This is a genomic window from Paenibacillus psychroresistens, from assembly GCF_009728935.1.
Taxonomy (GTDB): Bacteria; Bacillota; Bacilli; order Paenibacillales; family NBRC-103111; genus Paenibacillus_AC; species Paenibacillus_AC psychroresistens.
This window is the reverse complement of sequence record NZ_CP034235.1, coordinates 7,704,609-7,731,045: the sequence shown is the minus strand read 5'-3', so window position 1 is coordinate 7,731,045 and position 26,437 is coordinate 7,704,609. Positions and strand designations below refer to the sequence as shown.

Genomic DNA, 26,437 nt, shown 5'->3' with positions numbered 1-26,437 from the left:
GTTAATCGTTTGTTTCTACTATAATAAGTATACTCCATTAGGGGTCTGATAAATAGCAGATAAATCCATCGGTGGAATTAATTTTTCCTCTGTGGCTCTTGCGAGAAGAGTGTGGACAGCGGCAAACCCACTTTCACCCAAGTCAGCGGAAAATTCGTTCACATATAAGTCAATATGGGCTTGGACAACTTCAGGTGCCATTTCTTGAGAGTGCTCAATTACATAATCCTGAGATGCTTCGGGGTGTGCCCATGCATATTCTACAGAAGCACGAATCCAACTGGAAATAGCTGCATGGTCAAGAGACTTGCGAGCAATAATTGCCCCAAGTGGAATAGGCAAACCGGTATCCGATTCCCACCACGCGCCTAAGTCAGTTAGTAAGGTTAAGCCAAAGTTCTGATAGGTGAAGCGCGCTTCATGAATGACTAATCCTGCATCAACTAAACCATCACGTACGGCAGGCATAATTTCATGAAAAGGCATAATCACAATTTCGCTGACGCCGCCGGGTACATTTTGTGCTGCCCAAAGTCGGAAAAGCAAATAAGCAGTTGAACGCTCGCTAGGGACAGCAACACGTTTACCTGCTAATGCAGATGGATTTGCTGCGATATTGCCAAGCCCAGCGCCGGTCAGAACAAGTGGTCCACAGCCTCTGCCTAAAGCGCCCCCACAGGGGATAAGGGAATAATCAGCATGGATCCATGGCAGTGCTGCATAAGAAATTTTCATTATATCAGGGCCCTCATTACCAGCCGCCAGTGTGTTGGTGATATCGATATCGGCATACATAACATCTAGCTCGGGAGCACCTGGCACTAAACCATGGACCCAAGCATGAAAAATAAAGGTATCATTCGGACAAGGTGAGAAAGCAATTTTCATGAGTGTAATACCTCCTTTAATATAGCAAAAGCTGATTCTAAGGCTTCTAACGCATCTTTAATCCGCCAAGCCTCGCGGTCCCGAGGACCAACTGGATTCGATATAGCGCGAATCTCAAGAATAGGAATGTCTTGCTCCTGAGCGGCAGTCGCTACCCCGAAGCCCTCCATGCCTTCAGCTGCTGCACCTGGCACTTGATCTGCTCGCGCTAAAGCTGTCGCAGCCGTACCTGTGGCAGTGGAAACCGTAAGGACAGGCCCTAAACAAACTGTAAGTCCCGCAGCACGCAGCGCTTCAGTTATTCTATTCGCAAGGTTAATCTCAACCTTAATAGTTGCCGAGCCAAAGCCAAGTTCATCCAAGCTAAGGAATCCATCGGCTGCTTCTGCGCCTAAATCAGCGGCAACGATTTCTGTTGCTACAACTAATGTTCCCACTTTTGCAAGATCTGCAAAACCACCTGCAATTCCTGCACTAATCACTAAGCCATAATTTGCTGCTGCTAGAGCCTTAGTCGATCTTACAGCAGCTAATGCAGGGCCGACTCCAGCTAGCTGGACGTCAAATTTATCACTATTGCCTAGTCCGCGCAAAACGGCGTCTTTTTCAACCTGCACGGCAGTCATCACCAGCACGCGGAAACTCTTTAAATCTATATCCATAGTCAATAACTCCTTATATTAGGGAACTAGTTTGAATCAAATAACTTTTTTAAATTATTAATTTTCTCATCCCAGAATTGTTCGTAGATTTGAAGCCAATCTTTGACTTCTCTAAGAGCATGAGGATTCAATTGGTAAATGCGCTCTCTGCCTACTTTTTCTTCTGTTACGAGCTTAGCCCCTTTGAGAATTTTTAGGTGCTTGGAGACGGCTGTTCGAGTAACGGGGAAATGGTCTGAGAGATCAGTAACGTTCATATTGTGAGTAGAAAGCAGAGTTAGGATACGGCGTCGAGTTGGATCGGCAATACCATCGAATACATCATATTGAAGTGCAGCACCCATATTAATTTCCTTTCTCTAATGGTTTTATGTTCGCCGTCCATTACATAAATCAAACCTTTTGGTTTCACTTAATTATACAAAAGGATAAGAAATCGTGCAATAAAGCAACCAAAAGTAACTATTGACAAAACATTCTAGACACATTAATATAAAGTATATAAACAAATGATAGATAATTATTAAAAGTAAGTAAATAACAGGAGGTAATTATAATGGGCAAGGTTAAATGGGCAGTAGACGCATCACATAGCAGTATTGATTTTTCAATTAGACATATGATGATCGCAAAAGTAAAAGGTACTTTTCATACGTTTGAAGCAGCGGTTGAGGCAGATCCCACAGATTTAACGACAGCTAATATTTCCGTAAGTGTTGATTTAGGCAGCATTGATACACGCAATAAAGATCGTGATGCACATCTTCGATCTGCAGATTTCTTTGATGCTGAGAATAACACGAAGATGACTTTTCAATCGACTAAAATCATTAAAACAGGCGATGGAGAATACGATGTGATTGGCGATTTAAGCCTGCACGGAGTAACTAAATCCGAAACGATTTCCGTTACTTTTGAAGGTGCTGGCAAAGATCCATGGGGCAATGAAAAAGTAGGCTTTAGTGGACACGGCAGCATCAAGCGCAGTGATTTCGGATTGACTTACAATGCAGCATTGGAAACAGGCGGCGTGCTAATTGCAGACGAGGTTAAAATCTCAATTGAAATCGAAGCTGTTCAACAGGCTTAATTACCGACTTATAATAAACAGCATAAATACCAAAAGAGACACCTTTCAAAAAGGTGTCTCTTTTGGTTGATTTAGGAAACTTTTAGAAAGCTCCGCTATCACTTCCCAACTGCCCATTGGGCAAACCAATCTTGCACATCATTAGATGGCATAATATTAAGCTCTTGAGAGAATAATTGAAGCATGGCTTCGTATTGTTGCTTTACAGCTTTGTTATTCTGATTGCGTGCGTGGATACGCATAAGTCCCAGATAGCTGATCTCTAGAAAAGGTGCTCGAGCTTGAAGGTGGTTATAGCAGTTAATCGCTTCACTATAGCGTTCGTTGCTCTCCAGAAATTCAACCAATCGAACGGCATGATTCTGCCAGAGGATGCGCAATCGTTGACGTTCGCCTTCTGCCCATAGATAGCCTGGCACCTCCAAGTAATCGCCAAGATAAGCCTTCTGCAGTAGTAGATGCTCCTCAATTGTTTCTGTATGCAGTGATGGTGCTGAATGTAAGCTGCGTTCCCACTCTTCAATATCTATCAGAATACTCCCCATGTCTAAGCGATAGCCTTCATTTTCATAATTCATATGCATCGTAGGCAGCTTTTCTTTTAAAACCTTTCTTAAATGATAGATGACGGTATGTAAATGAGCGATTGCTTTTTCAGGCTCCCATTCTGGCCAGAGCAGCTCAATTAAGATAGAGCGGTGCAGGGTTTGATGACGATAATGAATGAGGATCGCGAATACTTCCATTGTTTTCTGAGTACGCCAACGCAGCTGCACCGGTTCGCCATTAGCTTTACGCAGATGTAACTGCTGCAAGCATTGAATTTGCAGATCCTCAGTTGGTAATGGAGTTTGTATTTGAGCTTGAGGTTGCCTGGATTCAGCTTGTTTGAGCAATTTATTAATGGTTTGATCGACACGATTCCGCTGTAAAGGCTTTAGCAGATAGTCCAACGCATTTAAATTAAACGCTTCTACGGCATATTGCGAGTATGCGGTAACGAACACAATATCGGCGTCTGGACATAGCTGACTAATTCGTGCTGCGGCTTCTAAACCATTAATTTTTGGCATTTCAATATCCAAGAAGATGACATCTACTTTCTCCGTAATAAGAAATTCAAGAGCTAGAAGAGGCTCGTTAAAACAGCCAGATATCGATAAATCCGGGTAGGTGGATAACATGCGTTTTAGAAAGCCCAATGCGGGGTTTTCATCGTCAACCAAAAGTATTTTCAATGTCATTTTCCTTCGCCGTCTCCTTCGGTATACGAAATTTAACAAGGGTTCCTTGTTGAACAATACTGCTAATTATTAAACCTTTGCCATAGGTGTGAACTAAACGGTGCTGGATATTTTTAAGGCCAATCCCATTCACATCAGAGGTATTGGGCGTTTCATCAAAATCAGAGTCGATTGAGAGTTTGCTTAGGAGACTAACCAATTGCTCATTTGGAATGCCAATCCCGCTATCCTCGACGGCTAGCTCGACTTCATTATCGATGACTCGGGCTGTTATTCGAATACTACCGCCTTCCGATCGCTTCATGACACCATGGCGAATGGCATTCTCTATTAGAGGCTGTAGAGATAAGGGGGGTAAACGTATGTCTTTTGCTTGTGCAACATCTACATATATTTGTAAACTTTCACCAAAACGGGCTTGCTCTAGCTTTAAATAGGCTTCTACTAGCGTCCACTCCCGATCGAAGGGGACAGAAGGCTCTAAATTGGTGAAATCAAAGCTGAAGCGTAAATAAGTGCTGAACTCTCCCAGGAGATCTTGAGCTCTATAAGGCTCTGTCTCGATAAAAGAACCAATGGTGTTTAAGGAGTTAAATAGAAAGTGAGGCTTGATTTGAGCTTGTAAAAAAGCCATTTCTATGCGAACACGCTGCAAGGACAAGTTTTTGACCTGCTCCATAGTTTCTACGAATCGATGAGTAACGAGCAGCATAAGGCTTAATGCAAAAATCATCAAATCGATAGGCGGAACAAAAGGGAGAATAATATCGTAAATCTGTAAAATATAAGTAATTCCATTACACATCAAAGCTACAGCAGCAAGGAACAGGTAAGGCGCATCTTCGCGATGAATCCAAACGGCTTTCAGCAGAATAGCCAGCATGTAAATGATCATAATCTCTAAAAAATAATACCAATAGGGGAGGAATAGCGAATAGAAAGTCATCGGTGTGAATAGAAAAAGACAGGTATAACCTACACAAATAATTTGGATTACCAAAAGGATCGATTTCAAAGATAATTCAGGGTACAGCCAGATAATGAATTTGTAGGCAAAATAAACTATTCCAATGGTTGTAAGCATTTGTAAATCAGTATAGACGTTAAAGGGTAAAGCAGCAGTCGCTATTAGCAGTTTTTCACTATTGGTCATGAGGTAGAGAGAACTGCTGAGACAAAATAACATGAAATAAAGCAGATGCCTTTGTTTGGACTGATAGCTGAATAAAAACCCGCAAAAAATAGCAAGCAAAAGCAGAAGCACAATAATCGCGGTATCACTCATTTCGGCATATTTCTTACCTGTAATGATTTGGTCAGCTGTGCCAAACTCTAAAGGTAGAAGGATACCTCCACCCATCTGATGGTCAAAATTAGCTACATGTAGAATAACCTCGGCTTCGTTCCCTTTAATATTGGTTAAGACGATGTAGGGATAATTTTCCGGTTTATAGCTGGCTTTAGCTTTACCAGGAATACCGAGATTGCCTAGAGGAACTCCATTGACAAAAAGAGTATGCGCGCTACGGATATTCTGTATTTTGAAAGCATAAATAACAGGTTCCACAGAGGTAGTATTGTTGTTTTTAGGCAGAAGGATATTCAACCGATAGCTGGCATAGCCTAGCGGTGTCGTTTTTTTGTTGTCAAAAAAAGCATTCCACAAATGAGGAGTTTTCACAAAAGTAGCATGGGTTAAGTCTGAATGAGGAGCGGCAGGAGAAATAAATTGATTAGGGACAAAGGTCCAATCTCCTCTCAGCTTTACTTTGCCTTTCAATTGGAAATCCCATTGACGAAGATCCATTACACCCTGAACAGCTTTGGGCTGTGCATAACCGTTAAACACAAAAGGCCATACGAAACGCATGGTCACAAGTAGAATCGCTGCTAGAATCACACCGATCAAACGTTTTTTACGGTTGGGTAAAAGATGCATCCATTTCATAGGTTTTTTCCTTTCGCGATGATGAACCTTGTGTATAATTCGACATAAGATTTGCTTTTTCCTGCGTTTGTTTGATGGTGTAAGGGATGTAAAGAATTTGTTGAGAGTCATGTCATAAAATAGGAGAACGTGGTGAAATGCAAGAGGAGGTTTAAGCTGCAATGAAGTATATTTTAGGAAAAACGCTTAAATATGATGTAGTAAATGGAGTAGGGCTAGTTGTTGTTGCTGCAAAAACGGTAATAGAGTATGAGCACATTGAGTTAATGAAGCAGCATGAAATAGATGAATTTTCAATTGTTTTGGAAGCTGCAAACGGTACGACTAAAAGCCATACGAACCTGCTGGCGTTGCAATTAGTTGATCAGTGCATGGCATTGTTCAAGGGAATTGAGTACTCGCGTAAAATTCCTGTAATGGAATTCAAGAACATCATTGTGCCTACACTCCAGAAGATAGCGAATGATCCTAATATTTTCAGATTATTTGAGGCAATTAAGGCTAAGGATAATTATACGTATGAGCATAATGTAGGCGTTGGTGTATTAGCGACCTTAATCGGAAAGTGGATGAATCTGCCTGAAGCCGAGCTATCCTCCCTATCACTTGCAGCAATTCTCCACGATGTTGGAAAGGTTAGAGTTCCCACAGAGATATTAACCAAGCCCGGTAAGCTAACGGAAGAAGAAAATCAGGTGATGAAAGCACATACGGTTTTTGGCTATGAATTATTAAAAAATACAGTTGGTATTAGTCATAGAATGGCGTTAGTGGCCTTGCAGCATCATGAAAAAGAAGACGGTTCTGGCTATCCGTTTGGTTTGGGCAAAGATCGAATTGATCAGTTTAGCAAAATTGTAGCGGTAGCAGATATTTTTCATGCGATGTCGTCTAAGCGTCCTCATCATGGAGCGATTCCATTTTTTGAAATAATAACCCAGATGCGGCATGAGACTTTTGGTAAGCTTGAGCCTTATATTGTTTCGATGTTTATTAGTAACATTACCAAGCGAATGGTTGGCAAAAAGGTGTTGCTTACAGACGGTAGAGCAGGTGAAATTGTGTTAATCAATCCCAGTAATGACATACACCCGTTGATTAAATTAGAGAATGGATTTATAGATCTAAGCATGGATAGCAGTGTGAAAATATCGGAGATTATCATGTAATAAAGGAAAAATCATACAACCAAAGGAAGAGATCCAGTGATAAAGTTAAATGTCATGCTAATTGATGGTGATAAGGCTGCGTTTTCCATTTTGGAGAGAATGCTGGTCCCTTATGAATTTCTTCACTTGGTTGGTTCCTATTCAGACCCCTATCAAGCATTGGCAACTCTAAATCGCTATCCCTTAGATATGATTTTTCTTGATCTGGATATACAATATATTAATTGTTTGGAGATAGCTGCTCGTATTGGGCGTCTTTGTGAGACGACAGAGATTGTTTTTGTGACGGTTGAACCACATTATGCAATAGAAGCCTTTAATTTGAATGTAATGGATTATTTGCTGAAGCCAATAGAGCAACCGAGGCTGGACCAAACCATTATGAAGCTGCTGCGAAGAGTTGAAAAGCGCAATTTTATTAGAACTGTGGTAAAGTAAAAGGTAAATGAGTTAGAAGAATTGGAAAATATAGATGCAACTTTCATGGGAAGATATTGAGATATTCTTAAACAAATATGAAGCACTTGGGCCATTACCTGGTATATTGGCGGCGATGGTGGAAGCTTTTGTACCGGTTTTACCTTTGTTCGCGATCATTATTGCTAACGTAAACGCTTATAATTTCTGGGAAGGGATGCTGCTTTCTTGGATTGGGGTATTCTGCGGTTCGATTAGTGTTTTTTGGCTTGTGCGGAGGTTTGGCGATAGATTTCGGGCATTTATTGATCGCAAGTGGCCTCGTTCACGTAAGCTTACGGAATGGCTGGAGCATAAAGGGTTTATGCCGATTTTCCTGCTTGCTTGCTTTCCTTTTACGCCTTCGTTTTTTGTTAACTTAATTGCCGGTATCTCCAAAATGCCGATGCGTGTATTTGTAGTTGCAACCGCACTAGGTAAAGCAGTCATGATTCTCTTGGTTTCTTTTGTTGGTTATGATCTTTCGGCATTGTTCAAGGAACCGTGGAGACTAATTTTGGTAGCTCTGCTAATCCTATTCCTCATTGTAATTGGTCGTAAAATTGAATCGAGGTATATCAAGGAATAGCGGGGCTGGGATAGACAATAAATTCATCCAAACCTGCTTTCTCAAGCTGTTGAATCAGATATTCCTCAGGAGTTCCTTCGACACCTGCATAACCTCGTCTTGTATAGATTTGTTCGGCCTCAGGGAATAATTCGCGAAGTAAATAACGAATACGTTTTCCTGAGGAATCATTATCGGTAAACAGATAAATCGGCAAAGAGCCTGCTTGTTTCTTCAGTGTTTCAAGCTGATCCGTTCCAGGAGTGCCTAATGTACATAGTATCAGAACCTCATCTGTAAGAACTCGCTTCAGCCGCGCTTTGTCTCGTTTGCCTTCTACTATGATTACAATTTCCATGCTGCCTCCGGTAATGCAATAGTATGCAATAGTTTAAATTACTTGAAAAGCTTAGCTAAAGCTGGTTTCATTGTACACCCAGATGATAGGAAATCCAAACTCAGAAACAACAAATATAACTAATCTTTACAGCTATGATTTATTGCATGGATATAAGTGGGTATGGTATGGTGAAGCTATCTTTAGGAAGGGGGTGAGGTAGGATGAATCACGAATTAGTGAATAACCGTATTAGCCAGTTGCCGATCGCGATGGCTGGCATCGTTCATGTATTTATGGGCAAATGGAGCAGTCTGTCCAATAAAGCATATACGGTTTCACCATTCGCGAAATGACGCCTACCTTGACCTCAAACGGAACGTATCCACTGAGCTGTAGGGAAATTTCCCTACGGTTTTTTTGTGCAAAAAATTCTAAGGAGATTAAACAATCATGATTATAAGCTGTCAACATATAAAGAAATACCATGGTGCCCAATTGGTGCTGGAGGATCTCACACTCGAAATTCGTCAAGGAGAGCGAGTTGGATTAATTGGGCGAAATGGTTGTGGAAAGTCGACCTTATTGCAGCTGATTTCAGGTCAATTGAATCCAGATGAGGGACAGCTTGCGATCCGCAAAGGAACCCAAATAGGCTACTTGTCGCAAATTCCGCAAGAGCAGGATGAATTTACGGTTTATGAAGTTTTAGCTTTGGGCTTTCAAATGCTGATTGCTTGTCGAGACCAGATGGCAGAGCTGGAGATACAAATGGCAGAGAGCACGGGGCATGAGCAGCATTTGGAACGGCTGCTGAAGAAGTACGCAGAGCTGCAGGAATCCTATGAAATTAGCGGCGGTTATGAAATGGATGCGAGAATGAATCAAGTCATCCAAGGCTTACGGATCCCAGTCGAACAGCTTACCAGACGCTTCGCATCTTTATCAGGCGGGGAGAAGACTAAGGTCGGGCTGGCAACATTGTTGATTGAAAGGCCAACCTTATTATTGTTGGATGAACCTACTAACCATCTGGATTTAGCGGGTGTAGAGTGGCTTGAAACGTATTTAAATAACTATGAGGGGACCTGCATAATCGTATCCCATGATCGTTATTTTTTGGATCGCGTTGTGACTAAGATTGTGGAAATTGAAGATGGTGAAGCCTTTGTATATCATACGAATTATAGTGGTTATTCACTGGAGAAGGATGAAAGGCTGCTGCTGCAATTCGCCAGCTATCAAGAGCAGCAGAAGAAAATTAAACAAATGAAGGAAACGATAAAACGCCTGGAGGAATGGGGGCGGATTGGTGACAATGGAAAGTTTTTTCGTCGTGCGGCTTCCATGCAGAAAGCGTTGGATCGTATGGAGAAGATTAAGCGACCTGATCTTGATCCCAGGGCTGTAGACTTCGAATTAAAGCAAGGGGATCGATCCGGGCAAAAAGTACTAAAGCTAGAGGAAGTACAGAAGTGCTTTGGAGATAAAAGGATCCTAAACGGAGTAGAGCAATCTCTCCAGTATGGCGACAAGGTAGCGTTAATCGGCAGTAATGGATCTGGGAAAAGCACCCTATTCAAGCTTATTCTTGGGGAAGAGAGCTGCGATTCGGGAAATGTAACGTTAGGCTCAAGAATAGAGCTGGGTTACTTAGCGCAAGAAGAGAAGCCGCCAGAGGATCGCAAAAAAACCGTTTTACAGGTATTCCGTGAGGAAGCTGGCCTGGAGGAGGGGGAAGCTAGAGGCAAGCTTGCAGGTTATCTGTTCTATGGCGGAGATGTATTTAAAGCAGTGAATTTACTGTCTGGAGGAGAGTGGACTCGGCTTAGATTAGCTATTTTGCTGCACAAACAACCCAATCTCCTGCTATTGGATGAGCCGACGAATCATTTGGACATTTCCTCTCGTGAGGCGTTGGAGGCTGCTTTGGAGGAGTTTCCAGGCACAGTGCTAGTCATATCACATGATCGTTATTTCATAAATCGAATGGCAAAACGAGTTTGGGAGCTTCAGAAAGGTAAGTTAATTGGTTATCTGGGTAATTATGATGATTTTAGGGAAAAGCAAAAACAACTCGAATCCAGCCGCGAGCTTATAGAGATAGCCATTCCCAAAAAGCAGAAGACTGTAATAGAAGTGCACAAGCCTAAATCGAATTTGTCCGTTGAGCGAAATCGAGCTCGCCTAGAGCAATCCATTGCCGCAGCCGAACAGCAGCTAGCTGAGCTGGATGCGTTCTTTCAAACGCCGAATTGTGCGGACGATGTAATTAATTATGGTCAGACTGTGAGCCGGTGGGAAGCGCTGAAGGCGGAGCTGGAGCTATTCTATAATCAGTGGATCGAACAGGAGAAGTAAAGCAGACAACAGTTTGTGAGGCTGAGGTGTAAAGCCGGAAACCGGCTTTACATTGTGTTCATAAGCCACTATTACCGATTAAGATTCACCCTTCATAGGCTCTAACTGCTCTAATTTTTCCCGATCCAAATCCAATTGCTCATCAAGCCGATCAAAAGGCTCTTGATTCTCAGCTGTTAAATAAGCAGACATAACTCCATTTTCTGCCCGTTCTAAGGCATTCTGTGCCTGGTGAATTAACTGTGGACTTGGATGTGACTGTGCTTGTTTTAAAGCATTAGTTGCTTTATCCACTGCATTAGATAGCTGGTTAATCGGTTTATCCGGTTTCCAGCTTGTTTCGCTGTGCTTGGCCATTTTTAATCCTCCCAAATAAATTTATTTCCTATAACTACACTTCCTTACTATGTGAAGAAAATCCTATTTTATACATTCGGAAGCTCGTAAGTCCTCGGTTAGAGGTGGCGAGTTTTTTATTGTTTAAAAAATTTATTAAACGACTATTGACAATAAGAGCAATACGTCCTATAGTTAGTTACATAAGTAGTTAACCAGTTTGGTGGTGTGCGAATGGGATTTATCATAGACGAAAACAGGATCATATTCTTACAAATTGCGGAAAGAATTGAAGATGACATTATCGAGGGAAGGCTGCCTGAGGAAACGCAGGTTCCATCCACACTGCAGTTTGCTGCCTTTTATAAAATCAATCCAGCAACCGCAGCAAAAGGTGTTAATTTGTTAGTGGATCAAGGGATTTTATACAAAAAACGCGGTATCGGTATGTTTGTGGCAACAGGGGCTTGTGCGGAGTTGATGAAGAAACGTAAGGAGCAATTTTATAAGCAGTATGTAGTTACGATGCTGCAGGAATCCAAGAAGCTGAAGATTACATCCGAGGAATTAGCTGAAATGATCGCAAAAGGGGAGGGATTGGAATGAGTACCATTGTCGAAGTAAAGAAATTAGTGAAGTCGTATGGAAAGGTAATGGCGGTAGGGGAAGTTAGTTTTTCACTGGAAGCGAATAAAATCTATGGCTTGCTAGGAAGAAATGGAGCGGGTAAAACCACGATCATGCATATTCTAACGGCACAGCTATTTGCAACAAGTGGAGAAGTTAAGGTTTTTGGTGAGGATCCTTATGAGAACCAACATGTGCTTAGCCAAATCTGCTTTATTAAAGAAAGCCAAAGATATCCGGATAATTTTACTGTTGCTGATGTTATGGAAATCTCAGCCTCCTTCTTCCCTAATTGGGATCGGGAGTATGCATTATCTTTGATTGAACAATTTCGACTACCCTTGGATCGGAGGATGAAGAAGCTCTCTCGAGGCATGATGTCCTCTGTAGGTATTGTGGTTGGGCTTGCCAGCCGAGCGCCTCTTACGATTTTTGATGAGCCTTATTTGGGATTGGACGCAGTGGCTCGCAGCTTGTTTTATGATTCATTGATTGAGGATTATGCGGTCTATCCAAGAACTATTATATTGTCTACACATCTCATTGATGAGGTTAGTCGGATATTGGAGCATGTGATGTTAATTGATGACGGAAAAATGATTATTAATGAAGACGCAGATGCGTTGCGTGGAAGAGCATTCTCCATTGTGGGTCCAGAAGCGGTGGTCAAAACTTTTACAGCTGGGAAAAAGATTCTTCATCAAGAGTCATTAGGTGGTTTGAGTTCAGCGGTGATTATGGAGCAAACGGAAATAGCGGGTATGAAGCAAGCGGAGGCACTGGGATTAGAGGTAACTGCGATTTCCCTGCAGCAATTAGTCGTGTATCTTACAAATGGCAAATCGGCAAAAAAGGCGGTGACTGTAATATGATCTCGATTATTAATGTATGGAAGATGCATTTAAGAGATAAAAAAAGCTGGTTTATGATGCCTTGGATGATTATGATGTCGAGCTTTTTAGTTAACCTGGTCATCAGCTTTTTTACGGAGGATTTATACACTGGAGGACTTGCTTCCTTCTATATATTCGTGTTTGTTGCAGGGATTATTACGGTAACCCAAACCTTTCCTTTTGCAATCGGGTTTAGTGTAAGGAGAATCGATTTTTTGTTAGGCACAGGGCTAACTGTTACTCTAGCAAGCATCGTGAATGCTGTTGGGTTAGTTTTGCTAGCTGTAGCTGAGCACTCATGGTTTAATAGCTGGGGAACAGAGCTGCATTTCTTTCATATCCAATATTGGAGTGATGGAGCTGTATGGGAGCAGCTGTGGATCAGCTTTATGACCTTGCTGCAGTTTTTCTTTCTTGGTTTTGTTACGGCCTGTATCCATCGAAGATTTGGCCGAACAGGGATGTATGTATTCTACATCGGTTTTTCCGTACTGTTCACGATACTTAGCTTCCTCTGCACAAGCAACAATTGGTGGAAACCTATTTTTAATTGGCTGGGGGATCAAACCGCTTTTGATTATAGCTTGTGGATGATTCCGCTGCTTGCTTGCTATGGAATTATTGCTTACTTGCTGTTGCGAAGAGCTACAGTTTAATAAAGACAGAACATGAAAAAAGCCGAAGCTAAATGCTCCGGCTTTTGCTGATTATTAATTGATGAATTTTAGCTGCTGAAGCATATGCTTCAAGGCTGTGACCGCTTGAGCTCTAGTTACAGAGGCGGTAGGTTCGAATTGTGTTTTGGATATACCCGCCATTACTCCGTTCGCTAACAGCTGCTCGATATCATCCGCAGCCCAGCTTGGAACTTTGCTGCTGTCTTTAAAAGTATTCAATCTAGAAACTGGGGGAGCTGAGCGGATGATAGTTTGGGCTCCACCTGCATATTTCATTGCACGTGATATCATAACGGCCATCTCCTGCCTGGTTATGGTTCCGTTTGGAGCGAAGGTTCCATCGGCATAACCAGTGACTAAACCAGCTTGCACAGCCGCTGCTACAGATCTTGCATACCAATCCTTTGTATTAACATCTTTGAAATTGATATTCGGTTGTGGCAATAACAAGCTTAAAGTCCGAACTAAGAATGTGGCGAATTCGGCTCTTGTGATTAGTTGTTCCGGCATAAAGGTGCGCGCGGTTGTCCCTAAGACAATTTTTTTGGAAGCCATAATTTCGATATCATCTTTGGCCCAATGGTGAGCAATGTCATCGAAAGTTTTGGAGGCATCCACCAGTGTGTAAATACTGTTGTGGGGCGATTTAATATCGACAATCGTTTTGCCAGCTTCAACCCTCACTAGTGCAGGTACGAAGCTCGATTCATTGGTTATTGGATCAAATACCAGTGCAGAAACAGAAGCGGTGTTTACGTTTGTCGAAAGTACTATTGAACGAACAACATAGGTTCCATGTAGATCAATAATCTCGACCGTTTTACCATTGGATTCTACAGAGAGCGTGAAATTAATCGAGTCACTTAAAGTTGTGTAACCGTCTGAGGCCATCTTTTGCTTGATTTGATTGCTAAGCGAATCGTTTGCTTTTTCTATAGTCATGTTGATCTTGGAGTTAGTAATATCAAAGCTATCCCCAAAAAAAGTCTTCATCGCTTGTGAGGTCAAGAGCTGGACAGGCAAGGTATAGGAAGCCAGATCAGATTTCATAATAATAACCGCATTAGGTGCTTGTTGGTTGGCATCGGCGAAAAGCTTTGCTGGGATTTCTACATTTGCTCGATCAGAGGTGCCGTCAACTGGTATGACAATAGAAGGTACAATAGCTGCGTTATTCTCCTTCTCATACTGCTCGGAGCCGGATTGTGCAGACTTAAGCGCATCAAGCAGCTTCTCGACATTTGGCTTAATGTTCGATGATGTTTTTCCAAACGCATCGGTCTGATGCTCAACGACTAGATCATCTTTCCCCATTTGCCCAGTTGGCGATGGAGTTCCCTTCGGCGCTGCTGGAGTAGGCGTTGGGGTTGCGGTTGGAGTTGCTGATCCATCTCCAGCTGGCGGCGGTGCTCCTCCCCCTGCCGGAGGTGGTCCTCCCGTAGGTCCACCCCCAGTTGGAGGCGTTCCTCCAGTAGATCCTCCCGGAGGCGTGGTATCTACAACAGGCGCTGGTGAAGGTGTTGGGACAGTAGCAGGAGCACAGGGATTAACATTTAAAGCCTGTACCAAATTAGTTGGAGCGGGTAAGCTAAACCCGGCTTGAGTATTCGCAGCTAATGCATTCCCATTAGACTGGACATAGGTTGAAACAACAGAGGTGCTGTCTCCTCCATTCCTCGAATAAGCAATTAATAGCTCATTAGGATGTGAGCCCATTAGAATAGTTGAAGCCGCTTGAGGCAAAGTAATTTGCTGCAAAATATTATTGCCCGAGTAGTTATATACCTTTAAAATATCATTTTTTATTGTATAGAACTTCTCTAGAACAGAATCAAAAGCAATATCATCAAACCCGTCAATGGTTTGGGCTAGTTTCAAATCGATATATTGATCTGAACTATATATGACAGAACCAAAGGAGTTAAATAGGAAACGATTGTCTGGAGAAACTCTTAAAAGCTTAAGCAGTGGGTATGTGTCTTGGGTTGAAGAGTCATTTGACATAATGAAATTACCATTAGTATCAATATGGAAGGATCTAATAGTTCTATCATATTCATCTGTAGTGATTGTATAAATTCTATTAATAGTTGAGTTGTATACCATATATGAAAGTTGACGGATAGGAGTAGCAGAGAGGTTTGTTCCGTCAGCTCCTGAGTAGGATTTGAGATAAGTGTTTTGACCCGATCCCGAAGTAACATAGATATTGCCAACCTTATCTACAACAAGGTCATAAGGGTCACTATCAATCTTAAATTGGTTTGCTTTAGCTAATGAATCTGCATTTAGAATAGCTATGCTGCCAGTTTGGTCGGATTCTTGCCAATCATCATTATGCGGCTTGTCGGTTAAAGCAACATATATCTTATTATCCGCATAAAATAAGCGGACAGGAACCCGATCCATTGTGATGGTTTTAGTGGCTCCAGTATCCATATTGGCAGAAATGACTAGATTACTATTTTCAAATATGGAATATACTATAGGCTGGTTTGGATGTTTAATCATTTGTTTAAGTGGTTTGTTATAGTAAAAAGAGCCGGCAGACCCAAGAATTATTGGAGGTGCTGTTCGATTTAAAACTTGAAGATTATTGAAGGAAGGATATTGATTCTCGTGTAGATCTTGGATGATAGCAACAGCATTATCCTTATTATAAGTGATAACGATATTATCTGTTGGTAGAACCGGTTGGGATAAGGTGACAGTAATCTTTCGTGAGGCGATACTTGTGTTCTTTACAGCTGCCAAGCTTCCATTCACTTTAACCTGAATAAGGGAAGCTAAAACAGCGGAAGATGGCTTTATATACTCATTGAAGGTTAACACCAATTGAGTTCCCATGATAATTTTAGTAGATAACACGGGGGCTTTGGTATCGGCAACCAGAAAGTAGCCTGTATTCCAGTCAGGACGAATAGAATAGCCAAGGGTAGATGAACCAGTGGAGACGGTAACTTTATATTTATTATCCGATACTAGGTTTGAAGTGTTTAAAGTTACGCGGTCGAAAGTGACACAATCCACAACAATTCCAGTAATACTAGGAGCTGAGATGGATGGATCCAATGATTTAATTTGATAATTTACAGAGTTATTAAGCGAAGCAGAATCCATAGCTTTATTAAAAATAAGCGTAATTTGATTGTTGTTGATGGATGAAGCAGAAGCTAGCTTAGGGCTTATTGAATCTTGTATGGCTGTAACTAACCACGCTTGAGAAGTACCGTTTTGGGCTGTAACCATATAAGTAACGGGATTATTCAAGTTCACAGGGGTCTCGCTTGCAGGTAAAATAGTTGCATTTTGTGTAACATTAATGGTTGGTATTAAGGCTGTAACATCCACATCAGATTCCACATAAAAGGTGACTCTATGATTAATCCGATCAATAACCGCAGGACCGGTTTGCTGATCAACTTCAAAATCTAGAATATCATTATCGCGGATTGCTGGCACTACAAAGCCTTGAATAGTCCAGATTTGCTCAGCACCTAGATTTGATCTTACTCTATAGCTCACTGGGCTGGTAAAGTCTTTGGCTACAGAAGCATCAGGGGTTATGGTTGCTCCAGGTGAAACAGTAATTACGGGAGTTAAATTATTCAAGCTTGTGCCTGTGGTAACTTGGAATGTAACTGTGTGAGTAGTTGAATTGATAGCGGGTTCTCCTACCATATTAGGCGTCTTGAAGTATACAATATTATTGCTTATTGTATTTGCATACCCAAGTCCAACAGCCGCCCAAGCATCTTTAACTGCTTGGATGAGAGCTGGTTTTAGATTGTCGGCAACGGTTGTTAAATCACCTGCGGCCAGAACAAAAGCATCCCGCGCATCAATGAAATTGGAGGTTGGTGTTAAATAGGAGGTCATGGCGCCATAAACAATTTGCCCAAGCAGAGTTTTACCTTGCCCTTGTAGACCGGATATTTGATCAATCCCCGTTCCAATTAGGTAGGCGGCATGATTCGGAATACCGCTATTAGTATGAACACCTCCATTATCAATAGAGAGAGGTAGAACTTTAAAATCACTCATGATCGAAGGCTGTGGGTCAAGGCCTCTTGAAGGGGTTTGCAAGTCGCGAAGTACACGGTTGCCCCCAGTAATTCCAGTCGTTTCCCCGATAGTCCAATCCTTATTCTCGATAACCACGCCCATGATGTCAGAAAGCGATTCATTTAAAGCACCTGATTGGAAGGAATAATCCAAGCCTGCTGTATACTGGGTGACTCCATGAGTTAATTCATGCGCTACTACATCTAAGGCACAGGATAAACAGCTAAAAGTAGTCGAACCATCTCCATAGAGCATTTCATAGCCATCCCAATAGGCATTATCGATAGCCCCTACATTTACATAGGAAAGGATATCCATGCCATTATCATCTATACTGTTTCGATTAAGTTTATCCCGGTAATAATCGTAAACTAATCCAGCATTATAATGTGCATCTACAGCATCAGAATCGGTGAAAAAAACGGAGTTGCTCCAAACCGGCCCTTCAAACTGCTTTTGTATATCATAGGTAGCAATTACACCTGTCTCAAGGTTATTGATATTTTGATACATCGGCTTGGTTTTATCCTGAAGATTATAGCTGCCGTTCGTCTCTTGGAAAATATTAAGCATCTTCTTATCGTTGTAAAAGCCCGTACCAATTCCAATCGCATCGAAATGCTCAAGCTGACTATTCTTATTAAGGACAGCCCCTGTATTAGCATCAATAAAACCATCCCATTGGTTATAAGAAGGCTGGAGATATTCCAATTTCACCCGATAGGCTAGCAAGTATTGATTGTCAACGGGATATATAATCAACTCGGCAGTAGGATCCGTTAACTGACGCGGGCCGATGTTTCCACCAAGTGTAATCGGTTGGCCTATTGCTTGCTCTACTGCTGTAACAAGCGCAGCTGAAGCCTGACTTGAAGATATTGCAGGCGTCGTATCCAGAGTGATATCATTAAGCTCAGGAATCGATTGATTGGTAATAGCGTAAAGCTGATTACTTGAATCGACATGGGCACGCATATATTTACCATAGACGGGAATCCCTTTGTAGCTCTGCTGCAGCAGATAATGCTGTTTTCCTTGGGAATCGCTGTCTTTTTTGATTACATTAAGGTCGTTTTGAGGACTTGAAAAACCATATAGCTTCTTGTTGTTAGCTAAGTAACTATAAATTTCAGACTCGCCACGAACGGAGGAAGAAAGCGCTCCTTGAAGCATTCGCGGATGATTTCCAGTATCGTTCCAAGTAATGGACGGATTAGAGACATTACTTACGGGAACAATTGGAGTTGAACCCTCCGCAGCATAGGTAATATTTTGAAGCAATAACGTGGAGATTAGCGCTACTATTAGCACCAAGGATAAATGGGGTATAAGACGTGACTGTTTCAAGCGGGAGCCTCCTCATAATATGGCAATCTATCTAGCATTATAGCATTTGGAAGCCTTAGGTATTATGATAGATTTAATAATGACTACATTTATAGAAGCAGGTGCAAGCAGGCTATGGATTTATCCGATATTCAGTCTTATTTTACAGAAGAAAATTTAATGAATCTATTAGAGCAATACCGCTCATACGGTCCTTTCCCGGGGATCATTCTGACATTTATGAAATCGTTTATACCTCCCCTGCCAACTATGTTGATTATTGGGGTCAATGCGGCGGTTTATGGCCTTTGGTTAGGTTTTTTGTATTCTTGGATTGGGATTGTGACGGGGTGCTTGGTGACATTCTTAATTGTCCGTAAAATAGCGGAGCATCCTTATATGGTAAGGTGGGTGCAGAAACCGAAGGTAGAGAAGAGCATGCTGTGGGTACGGAGGAATGCTTTCAGCTATGTATTTCTGTTAAGTATTTTCCCTGTTGGTCCGTTTGTGGTGATTAATATGGCAGCAGGGATGGCTCGCATGCGGTTGAGGTCGTTTCTGATCGCGATCTGCTTTGGAAAAGCGATTATGGTGTTAGCCGTGTCCTATATTGGCTATGATTTAGCGCGGTTTAGACAGCATCCTTTTCAAATTATCTATGTGCTGTTATTCGTAGCTGCTTCTTTATGGATCAGCAAAAAAATCGAGAAGCGTTTTACAGTAGTTAAAGCTGATTAAGATAAGAAAACCCCGCCATAGACAAAAGCGGCAACAATAAGCAAAGCAGGATGTACTTTCTTCTTGGTCATTAGCCAGAGGGAGACTAGCGCAATTCCGAGAAATTGCAGGATGTTTATAGCAGCTATAGAATCTTTGGAATTGTTCCAGGTCAGGATCAGCATCATGATTGCTATCACAGGCTGAACCAGCAAGGTCATCCCTTTGACTATCTGAGATTGCCGAAAGCGCTGGAGAATTTTTAATAAAATAATTAGAGCAGCGGCAGAGGGCAGGACTGTAGCAATTAGAGCTATGAAAAACCCGAACCAGCCCGCGATATCATAGCCTACATAAGCGGCGATTTTAGTAGCTATCGGTCCCGGTAATGCATTGCCGAGCGCCAGCATATTAGAAAATTGGGCATTATCCAGCCAATGGTGATGCGGAACGATTTCTTGATACATTAAAGGGATAGAGGAAGGACCGCCTCCGTAGCCAAGCGCATTGGCCATGAAAAATCCATACAGCAGCTGCAACCACTCCATTAGACTCCTTCCCCCTTTTTCAATTTATTCTTAGCAAGCTTGGCTAGTAATTTGTAATGAAACGCCCCATACAGTAGGAATAGGATAATGACGATCGCAGGATGAAGATGCAAGATTTGCAGCAGGAGGAAAGAGAGCACGAAAAACACGATGCCTAAGGTTTTGCCCAAGCCTTTAATCGCCTTTTCCCCGAATTCATAAGCCATGATCCCCAGCATCACACAAACGACCGGAACTACTGCGGCAATCATCCCCGAAATGATCGAAGAGGATTTAAAAAAAGCAATCAGCGAGAATAAAGCCACCATAGCAATACAGCTGGGCATAATATGAGCCAGTACGGAAACAATGGCGCCAATAGTGCCTTTTCTCTGATAGCCTAGATAGGCAGCGAGCTTGGTAGCGATTGGGCCGGGCAGGGCGTTAGCTATAGCAAGCACTTCACCAAATTCATCATTATTCATCCATTGATAACGAGTCACAGCCTCATAGCGAATCAAAGGTACTGTAGCAGGTCCCCCGCCATAACCTAACATTCCCGTTCTGAACATTGCCATGCTCAGATCCCAATAATCATTTTTCATTGCCGTCACTCCATTATGCTGGTATAGTCTACAGCCGCATGCCCATGCGACTTTTATATCTTTTTATCAGAACCTGACAATCGACGCTATTAATACCGGGAAGCGTGTAGAGCTTATTCTGGAGAAATAGCTCCATTTCCTGATTGCCTTTGAATAAACCGTGCATATGAAGCTTGCTGGGTCCGGTCATGTGATAGAGGCTGGTTACTTCGGGCTCATCCGCTAAGGTGTCGGCAACCTGCATCAGATATTTGGGCTCCACCTCAACATTGAAAAAAGCAGAGACCGTAATGCCGAGCTTCTCTGGATTAACAATGCAAGCAAAACGCTCAATTGTACCATTCTCCATTAAAGCGTTGATCCGCGTTTGCACAGCAACCCGAGAAAGTCCGACTTCTTTGGCCAAATCAGTATAAGAGGTTCTGCCATTGAGATGCAGGATGGAAATGATTTTACGATCGATCTCATCAATTGGATTCTGTGAATTTTCAGTGGCTGGTTTAAGCTGCATCGAAGATTACCTCTTTTATTGGTTATTTTCAAATAGAAACTATTATATTAGTCTTAATTACCTTATGTAAGAATATAAACTATAATTAATTCTTATTCAACAGTTTATTTGATTAATACTTTCTTTATGATTAATTTAATATGCTTGCTTTTACGGATTCACGATTTGGTATTAAGAAATTCTTTTTATATAATGGAGGTATTGCAGCGCAGAATCGGAGGAACAGCATGATTGGAAATCAATGGGTTTTAGAGGAAGCGGAGAAGTTTATCCGAATTAGTTATGGTGAATTAGGCAAAAGCTACATAGATGTCGAGAATAGGCTGCAAGAAATTAGACAAGCAGTTGCTGAAAAAGGAACCTATGAGCATACCTATGAAGAGCTGAAGCATGGCGCGAAAATGGCTTGGCGCAACAGCAATAAATGTATCGGCCGTTTGTTCTGGGATATGCTTGAAGTCTATGATATGCGCAGCTTAGATGAGGAAGAGCGGATTGCCGAAGCCTTGTTTAGCCATATCGAGCTGGCAACCAATGGCGGCAAAATTCGTTCATCTGTTACTGTGTTTAAGCCTGCCATCGATGCGGTTGATCAAGTTATGATTTGGAATGATCAATTGTTGAGCTACGCAGGCTATGAAACGGAAGAGGGTATTATGGGTGATCCACTCAGGGTTGCATTGACTAAAAAATGCCTTGAGTTGGGATGGAGCGGTAAAAATACGAGGTTTGATATTCTGCCACTAGTTATCCAAATTGGTGATAAAGCGCCGCAGCTGTTTGAAATCCCTCCCCATATTGTGAAGGAAGTAAACATTGTGCATCCCGATATACCCGCATTTGCGGAGTTGGATTTGAAATGGTACGGAGTGCCGATTGTTTCGAATATGCTGCTTGAGATTGGCGGGATTAAATATACAGCGGCACCTTTTAATGGTTGGTATGTGGGGACGGAAATTGGGGCTCGTAATTTATCGGATACTGGGCGTTATAATATGCTGCCTGAAGTGGCGGCAGTGATGGGACTGGATACCCGAAAAGCAGCCTCGCTTTGGCAAGATAAAGCTCTAGTCGAGCTTAATATAGCCGTCTTGCATTCCTACAAAGACCAAGGTGTAATGATCATTGATCACCATACAGCTGCAGAGCAATTCATGCGGTTTGAGAAGAATGAGCAGAATAGCAATCGGGAGCTAACGGGGAGATGGTCCTGGTTAATTTCGCCGCTCTCTCCCGCAACTACGCCTATTTTTCATAGATCTTATGATGATACAATACTCTCCCCTAATTTTTATTATCAGTAGGGTGTAGATATAGGGATGAGGCAGAGAACGAGTAAACAAGGTGCAGAAGTGCACCTCATTTCACTGATTCCACTCAGATCACTCAAACAAGGTGCAGAAGTGCACCTCATTTCATGGATTCCACTCAGATCACTCCAAACAAGGTGTAGAAATGCACCTCATTTCGCTGATTCCGCCCAGATCACTCAAACAAGGTGCAGAAATGCACCTCATTTCACTGATTCCACTCAGATCACTCAAACAAGGTGCAGAAGTGCACCTCATTTCGCTGATTCCGCCCAGATCACTCAAACAAGGTGCAGAAATGCACCTCATTTCGCTGATTCCGCCCAGATCACTCAAACAAGGTGCAGAAATGCACCTCATTTCGCTGATCCCACTCAGATGACTCGAACAAGGTGCAGAAATACACCTCATTTCGCTGATCTCGCTCAGATTACTCGAACAAGGTGCAGAAATGCACCTCATTTGGCTGACTCCACTCAGATCACTCAAACAAGGTGCATTTCTGCACCTCATTTCGCTGATTCCACTCAGATCACTCAAACAAGGTGCATTTCTGCACCTCATTTCGCTGACTCCGCTCAGATCGCTCAAACAAGGTGCAGAAATGCACCTCATTTCGCAGATCTCGCTCAGATTACTCAAACAAGGTGCAGAAGCGCACCTCATTTCGCAGATCTCGCTCAGATCGCTCAAACAAGGTGCAGAAATGCACCTCATTTCGCAGATCTCGCTCAGATCACTCAAACAAGGTGCAGAAATGCACCTCATTTCGCTGACTCCGCTCAGATTACTCAAACAAGGTGCAGAAATGCGCCTCATTTCGCTGATTCCACTCAGGTCACTCAAACATGGGCAGAAATCAGACTGTTGAGAAAGTCTTTACTTCAGCGGGAACCTTAAAAACATAGACTCCTTGCACCTAAGTTACTTATTACTTTAACAAAATCCATTCTCCCAAGATATTTTGTGAATTATAGCTCATTTTTGTTGCTCTAACTGGAAAACATCCCGTTAATATTGCATTATTCGAGCATATTCAGTGAATAACTGGAAAAGCTCCATGTAAAAAGTGCCTTTAGCTGTTTCAAGGCCATTTTCGCTGAATTATCAGGAGGAAATCCATCTAAATCGCAAAAACCTATCTGAATCCATTTATTAACATGAGAAAATCCAGCTAAATCATCTGAAGGGTAGGAATCATCATCCCTAAAAAGTAACTTTCTCAATAGCCTGAAGGTGCAGAAGTGCCTCATTTCGCTGATCTCACTCAGATCACTCAAACAAGGTGCAGAAATGCACCTCATTTCGCCAAATGACTATAACAAACCAAGAGACCATCCCCAAGAGGATGGTCTCACTTCTTGCCCTACTTATATGAACCTTACTTATATAAACTCTACAAAAACCGTGAACCTACAAACCGCAGGAGATCGCCGCGACTAATAATACCAACAAGTTTGCCATCTTGGAGAACAGGTACTTTTTTAATTTTCTTTTGACCCAGAATTTCGGATACATCGCCAATTTCGGCATCATAATCAACACTGATGACTTTACGTGTTGCGAGCTCTAGTACATTTAGCTGCAGCAGCTCTTTTATTTTATCCTCGATACCTTCTTGATCGTACCAAATTCCCGAATAGGCAACAGATATGGCATCAATCATCATTGGTTTATGATGACCGATGCTTTTTAACAAATCCCCATCACTAATGAATCCAACAACCTCATTTGCCGAGTTAACTACAGGAAGTCCGCTGATCCGATGTGTAATAAAGTGCTTCAAAACATCAAGCACCAACGCATTTTCAGCGACTGTAATTACTTTTGAAACCATAACCTCATTTGCTTTACTCATTGTACGAGCAGCTCCATTTCGAGTGTTTCTGGATTAAGCTACAACTTCAGCAGGAACTAAAGCTTCTTTAGGCTTATGCTTTTTAACCATCCAAGTGAATGGCAAAGCGATCAATGCTATAAAGGTTGCTAATAAATAGACATCATTCACACTCATTGTATAGGCAAGCAAGGTAATCGTTTGTTCATTTCCAGCACCCTCTGCAGCTAGAGTAGCAGCATGAGTGGGGATATGTGACGCAAGTAAAGTGGAGAATAAGGCGATGGCAAAAGAACCAAAAACGTTACGCACCCAGTTAGTGATAGCAGAAGCATGACCAGACAGTACAGCAGGAATCTCTTCCATGCCTGCGTTGCTGGATGGCATCATTGTTAACGCAACGCCAATATTACGAATCGTCATCCAAAAAATGATATAAAGGTGAGAGGTACTGGTGCTTAACCAACTAACCGCAAGCGTGCCAATGACAATTAAGAGAATCCCAGGTACGGAAAGCGCACGCGGCCCAAGCTTGGTATAAAGCTTACCAATAAGCGGCATGGCAACAGCCATTGCCAGGGAAGCGGGAAGCAGAATAATTCCGGTATCCAACGGAGTTACATGCTGGACAGTTTGAAGGAATAACGGAGTTAAGAATGTCCCTGAATATAAACTAATCGTCACAATAGTTGTTGTAATTAAACTAAGGGTGAACCTGATGTTTTTGAATACTTTTAAATTCAATAAAGGCTCGTCTGCTCGAAGCTCACGAACGATAAAAATCGCTAACATCAATAAACCGAAGGCGAACAATCCCAAGACCCTCAAAGAGGTCCAGCCCCATGAATGCCCCTGACTCAGAGCCACTAATAAAGATGCACTGCTGAGGATAACGGTAACTAATCCAAGAACATCAAGCGATTTCGCGACACTGAGACGATAATGAGGTATCATGAAAATAATCAGCACAATAGCGAGCAAACCAATCGGAACATTGATGAAAAATAACCATTTCCAGCTGTAATATTGAATTAACCAGCCGCTGATCGTCGGGCCAAAAGCCGGTGCAAGCATAGCGGATAAAGCCCACAAACTAATAGCCATAGGCTGCTTCGCGCGGGGAATAACTTGAAAAATAATCGTCATGGTAGCAGGCAGTACAAGACCACTGAACATACCCTGAATAATTCGGAAAACAATGAGTGATGTCGCACTCCAAGCAAAGCCGCAAAGTAAGGAGAATACGGTAAACCCGATGATGGCAAACAAGTAAACTCGCTTGTAACCAAATTTATCACCTAAATATCCAGTGAGTGGGGCGATCGTTCCCAAAGATAACATAAAACCAGTTAAAGTCCATTGGATGGTACTCAGACTGGAATGAAAATCGTCAATAAGTGCAGGCAAAGCGATGTTAATCATACTGATGCTCAAGATGGTTAAAAAAGACCCGAAAAAAATCGCGGTCATAACAGGCCAAAAACGAATATTCTTCATATCAACTGCTGTGCTCATGTAAACCTCCCTAAAATTATAGCCTTGTCTATGTTTGAATTGATTATATGTATGTAATTACATATAATAGACGTGAAATGATCATACTATGCCTTAAATAGATATGTCAACAATTACATAACCTTAATAAGTCTGAAGAATTTATTTGAATTAGAGGGGGTTTAGAGTGAATACGTTATCTTTTGGATTGCTTTGCATCCTGGCAACACATAATTATACGGGCTATGAACTAATGTTAAAAATTCAGCCGTTTTGGCAAGCTAAGCACAGTCAAATCTACCCTTTACTAGCGGCACTTGTGAAAGAAGGCTTGGTGCTTTTTGAAGATGTAGCTCAATCAGATAAGCCTGATAAGAAAATCTACTCCATTACAGAAAAAGGCTTGAATGAACTCAAGCAATGGATGGCTGAATCTTCAGCCGAACCAGTTACTAGAGATGAAATGATGCTCAAGGCTTACTGCATCAGTATTGTCGATGTGGACGTAATTCAAACCTTATTCGATGAACAAGAGCAGATGTATGCGAATAGACTGGCGAAGTATAAGAATTATTGTGAGTTGATCCCCAAAATAGATGGTGGCATTGCCGAGATTGACTTTCATTCCCCACAGTTTGGCCTTTATATCATTCTCAAAAAAGCGATTATGAATGCAGAGGTTAACCTCGAATGGTGCCGCTGGGTGAAAAGTCAGATCAAAAAGTAATCATCTGCGCTCTAAATTAAAACGCCCTCGCTTCTCTTTAATGAGAAGGAGGGCGTTTTTAA

26 protein-coding genes are annotated in these 26,437 nt (G+C 42.0%); 13 read left to right on the top strand and 13 right to left on the bottom strand.

Going from position 1 to position 26,437, the window contains the following annotated elements:
- Nucleotides 1-18 precede the first annotated feature (18 nt).
- The 3 genes from EHS13_RS34660 to EHS13_RS34650 are packed head-to-tail and all read right to left on the bottom strand — an operon-like array spanning nt 19 to nt 1,894.
- Nucleotides 19-888 (bottom strand): 1,4-dihydroxy-6-naphtoate synthase, encoded by an 870-nt coding sequence (locus tag EHS13_RS34660; RefSeq protein ID WP_155704782.1) that lies wholly within the window; start codon nt 886-888, stop codon nt 19-21.
- Nucleotides 885-1,550: a futalosine hydrolase gene (locus tag EHS13_RS34655; protein ID WP_155704781.1), complete on the bottom strand. Its 666-nt coding sequence runs from the start codon at nt 1,548-1,550 to the stop codon at nt 885-887. Before EHS13_RS34655 ends, EHS13_RS34660 begins: the two co-directional genes overlap by 4 nt.
- 26 nt (nt 1,551-1,576) lie before the next feature.
- Nucleotides 1,577-1,894, bottom strand: coding sequence for an ArsR/SmtB family transcription factor (locus tag EHS13_RS34650; RefSeq protein ID WP_155704780.1), 318 nt, complete (start codon nt 1,892-1,894; stop codon nt 1,577-1,579).
- 212 nt (nt 1,895-2,106) lie between these two features.
- On the opposite strand from EHS13_RS34650, the gene EHS13_RS34645 reads away from it, so the two are divergent.
- Nucleotides 2,107-2,640, top strand: a complete 534-nt coding sequence (locus EHS13_RS34645) for a YceI family protein (RefSeq protein ID WP_155704779.1) — start codon at nt 2,107-2,109, stop codon at nt 2,638-2,640.
- A gap of 98 nt (nt 2,641-2,738) precedes the next feature.
- Here EHS13_RS34645 and EHS13_RS34640 read toward each other — a convergent pair whose 3' ends face one another.
- Both EHS13_RS34640 and EHS13_RS34635 read right to left on the bottom strand, forming a co-directional pair.
- Nucleotides 2,739-3,884 (bottom strand): response regulator, encoded by a 1,146-nt coding sequence (locus tag EHS13_RS34640; RefSeq protein ID WP_155704778.1) that lies wholly within the window; start codon nt 3,882-3,884, stop codon nt 2,739-2,741.
- Nucleotides 3,859-5,832, bottom strand: a complete 1,974-nt coding sequence (locus tag EHS13_RS34635; RefSeq protein WP_162463398.1) for a sensor histidine kinase — start codon at nt 5,830-5,832, stop codon at nt 3,859-3,861. Before EHS13_RS34635 ends, EHS13_RS34640 begins: the two co-directional genes overlap by 26 nt.
- Before the next feature lie 161 nt (nt 5,833-5,993).
- On the opposite strand from EHS13_RS34635, the gene EHS13_RS34630 reads away from it, so the two are divergent.
- Genes EHS13_RS34630 through EHS13_RS34620 form a run of 3 tightly spaced genes read left to right on the top strand, consistent with a single transcriptional unit; the run spans nt 5,994 to nt 8,046 of the window.
- The gene (locus EHS13_RS34630) at nt 5,994-7,001 is read left to right on the top strand and encodes an HD-GYP domain-containing protein (RefSeq protein ID WP_155704776.1); all 1,008 of its coding nucleotides are present in this window, start codon (nt 5,994-5,996) and stop codon (nt 6,999-7,001) included.
- A 36-nt stretch (nt 7,002-7,037) separates the two neighbouring features.
- Nucleotides 7,038-7,439: a LytR/AlgR family response regulator transcription factor gene (locus EHS13_RS34625; RefSeq protein WP_155704775.1), complete on the top strand. Its 402-nt coding sequence runs from the start codon at nt 7,038-7,040 to the stop codon at nt 7,437-7,439.
- A 34-nt stretch (nt 7,440-7,473) separates the two neighbouring features.
- Nucleotides 7,474-8,046, top strand: a complete 573-nt coding sequence (locus EHS13_RS34620; RefSeq protein WP_155704774.1) for a TVP38/TMEM64 family protein — start codon at nt 7,474-7,476, stop codon at nt 8,044-8,046.
- Here the strand turns inward: EHS13_RS34620 and EHS13_RS34615 are convergent.
- Nucleotides 8,036-8,383 carry a toprim domain-containing protein gene (locus EHS13_RS34615; protein WP_155704773.1) on the bottom strand — a complete coding sequence of 116 codons (348 nt, stop codon included), beginning with the start codon at nt 8,381-8,383 and terminating at the stop codon, nt 8,036-8,038. The genes EHS13_RS34620 and EHS13_RS34615 overlap by 11 nt on opposite strands.
- Nucleotides 8,384-8,586: 203 nt before the next feature.
- Between EHS13_RS34615 and EHS13_RS37320 the strand changes: the two genes are divergently transcribed.
- Both EHS13_RS37320 and abc-f read left to right on the top strand, forming a co-directional pair.
- On the top strand, nt 8,587-8,718 hold the full coding sequence (locus EHS13_RS37320; RefSeq protein WP_264373568.1) for a hypothetical protein: 132 nt from the start codon (nt 8,587-8,589) through the stop codon (nt 8,716-8,718).
- 94 nt (nt 8,719-8,812) lie between these two features.
- On the top strand, nt 8,813-10,723 hold the full coding sequence (gene abc-f, locus EHS13_RS34610; RefSeq protein WP_155704772.1) for a ribosomal protection-like ABC-F family protein: 1,911 nt from the start codon (nt 8,813-8,815) through the stop codon (nt 10,721-10,723).
- Nucleotides 10,724-10,801: 78 nt separating this feature from the next.
- On the opposite strand, the gene EHS13_RS34605 is transcribed toward abc-f, so the two are convergent.
- Complete coding sequence (locus EHS13_RS34605) at nt 10,802-11,080, bottom strand: hypothetical protein (RefSeq protein WP_155704771.1); 279 nt, start codon at nt 11,078-11,080, stop codon at nt 10,802-10,804.
- Nucleotides 11,081-11,293: 213 nt separating this feature from the next.
- On the opposite strand from EHS13_RS34605, the gene EHS13_RS34600 reads away from it, so the two are divergent.
- The 3 genes from EHS13_RS34600 to EHS13_RS34590 are packed head-to-tail and all read left to right on the top strand — an operon-like array spanning nt 11,294 to nt 13,235.
- Nucleotides 11,294-11,665, top strand: coding sequence for a GntR family transcriptional regulator (locus EHS13_RS34600; RefSeq protein WP_155704770.1), 372 nt, complete (start codon nt 11,294-11,296; stop codon nt 11,663-11,665).
- Entirely contained in the window at nt 11,662-12,558 is an 897-nt protein-coding gene (locus tag EHS13_RS34595; protein ID WP_155704769.1) for an ABC transporter ATP-binding protein, read from the top strand. The genes EHS13_RS34600 and EHS13_RS34595 overlap by 4 nt, the downstream gene beginning before the upstream one ends.
- On the top strand, nt 12,555-13,235 hold the full coding sequence (locus tag EHS13_RS34590) for a hypothetical protein (protein ID WP_155704768.1): 681 nt from the start codon (nt 12,555-12,557) through the stop codon (nt 13,233-13,235). Before EHS13_RS34595 ends, EHS13_RS34590 begins: the two co-directional genes overlap by 4 nt.
- 54 nt (nt 13,236-13,289) lie before the next feature.
- Here the strand turns inward: EHS13_RS34590 and EHS13_RS34585 are convergent, their stop codons facing one another.
- Nucleotides 13,290-18,668: an S-layer homology domain-containing protein gene (locus EHS13_RS34585; protein WP_155704767.1), complete on the bottom strand. Its 5,379-nt coding sequence runs from the start codon at nt 18,666-18,668 to the stop codon at nt 13,290-13,292.
- Between the two features lie 114 nt (nt 18,669-18,782).
- Here EHS13_RS34585 and EHS13_RS34580 point away from each other — a divergent pair, with 114 nt between their 5' ends.
- Nucleotides 18,783-19,385, top strand: coding sequence for a TVP38/TMEM64 family protein (locus tag EHS13_RS34580; RefSeq protein WP_155704766.1), 603 nt, complete (start codon nt 18,783-18,785; stop codon nt 19,383-19,385).
- On the opposite strand, the gene EHS13_RS34575 is transcribed toward EHS13_RS34580, so the two are convergent.
- Genes EHS13_RS34575 through EHS13_RS34565 form a run of 3 tightly spaced genes read right to left on the bottom strand, consistent with a single transcriptional unit; the run spans nt 19,382 to nt 21,007 of the window.
- Nucleotides 19,382-19,912 (bottom strand): chromate efflux transporter ChrA, encoded by a 531-nt coding sequence (locus EHS13_RS34575; protein WP_155704765.1) that lies wholly within the window; start codon nt 19,910-19,912, stop codon nt 19,382-19,384. The genes EHS13_RS34580 and EHS13_RS34575 overlap by 4 nt on opposite strands.
- On the bottom strand, nt 19,912-20,496 hold the full coding sequence (locus EHS13_RS34570; RefSeq protein WP_155704764.1) for a chromate efflux transporter ChrB: 585 nt from the start codon (nt 20,494-20,496) through the stop codon (nt 19,912-19,914). Before EHS13_RS34570 ends, EHS13_RS34575 begins: the two co-directional genes overlap by 1 nt.
- 28 nt (nt 20,497-20,524) lie before the next feature.
- A complete protein-coding gene (locus EHS13_RS34565) occupies nt 20,525-21,007 on the bottom strand; it encodes a chromate efflux transcriptional regulator ChrS (protein WP_155704763.1) in 483 nt (160 codons plus the stop codon).
- A gap of 227 nt (nt 21,008-21,234) precedes the next feature.
- On the opposite strand from EHS13_RS34565, the gene EHS13_RS34560 reads away from it, so the two are divergent.
- Both EHS13_RS34560 and EHS13_RS34555 read left to right on the top strand, forming a co-directional pair.
- On the top strand, nt 21,235-22,311 hold the full coding sequence (locus tag EHS13_RS34560; RefSeq protein ID WP_155704762.1) for a nitric oxide synthase oxygenase: 1,077 nt from the start codon (nt 21,235-21,237) through the stop codon (nt 22,309-22,311).
- Between the two features lie 457 nt (nt 22,312-22,768).
- Nucleotides 22,769-23,188 (top strand): hypothetical protein, encoded by a 420-nt coding sequence (locus tag EHS13_RS34555; protein ID WP_155704761.1) that lies wholly within the window; start codon nt 22,769-22,771, stop codon nt 23,186-23,188.
- Nucleotides 23,189-23,713: 525 nt separating this feature from the next.
- On the opposite strand, the gene EHS13_RS34550 is transcribed toward EHS13_RS34555, so the two are convergent.
- Both EHS13_RS34550 and EHS13_RS34545 read right to left on the bottom strand, forming a co-directional pair.
- Entirely contained in the window at nt 23,714-24,175 is a 462-nt protein-coding gene (locus EHS13_RS34550) for a CBS domain-containing protein (RefSeq protein WP_155704760.1), read from the bottom strand.
- Between the two features lie 33 nt (nt 24,176-24,208).
- Nucleotides 24,209-25,669, bottom strand: coding sequence for a DHA2 family efflux MFS transporter permease subunit (locus EHS13_RS34545; RefSeq protein ID WP_155704759.1), 1,461 nt, complete (start codon nt 25,667-25,669; stop codon nt 24,209-24,211).
- A 166-nt stretch (nt 25,670-25,835) separates the two neighbouring features.
- Here EHS13_RS34545 and EHS13_RS34540 point away from each other — a divergent pair, with 166 nt between their 5' ends.
- Nucleotides 25,836-26,375 (top strand): PadR family transcriptional regulator, encoded by a 540-nt coding sequence (locus EHS13_RS34540; RefSeq protein WP_155704758.1) that lies wholly within the window; start codon nt 25,836-25,838, stop codon nt 26,373-26,375.
- The last annotated feature ends 62 nt before the right edge of the window (nt 26,376-26,437 follow it).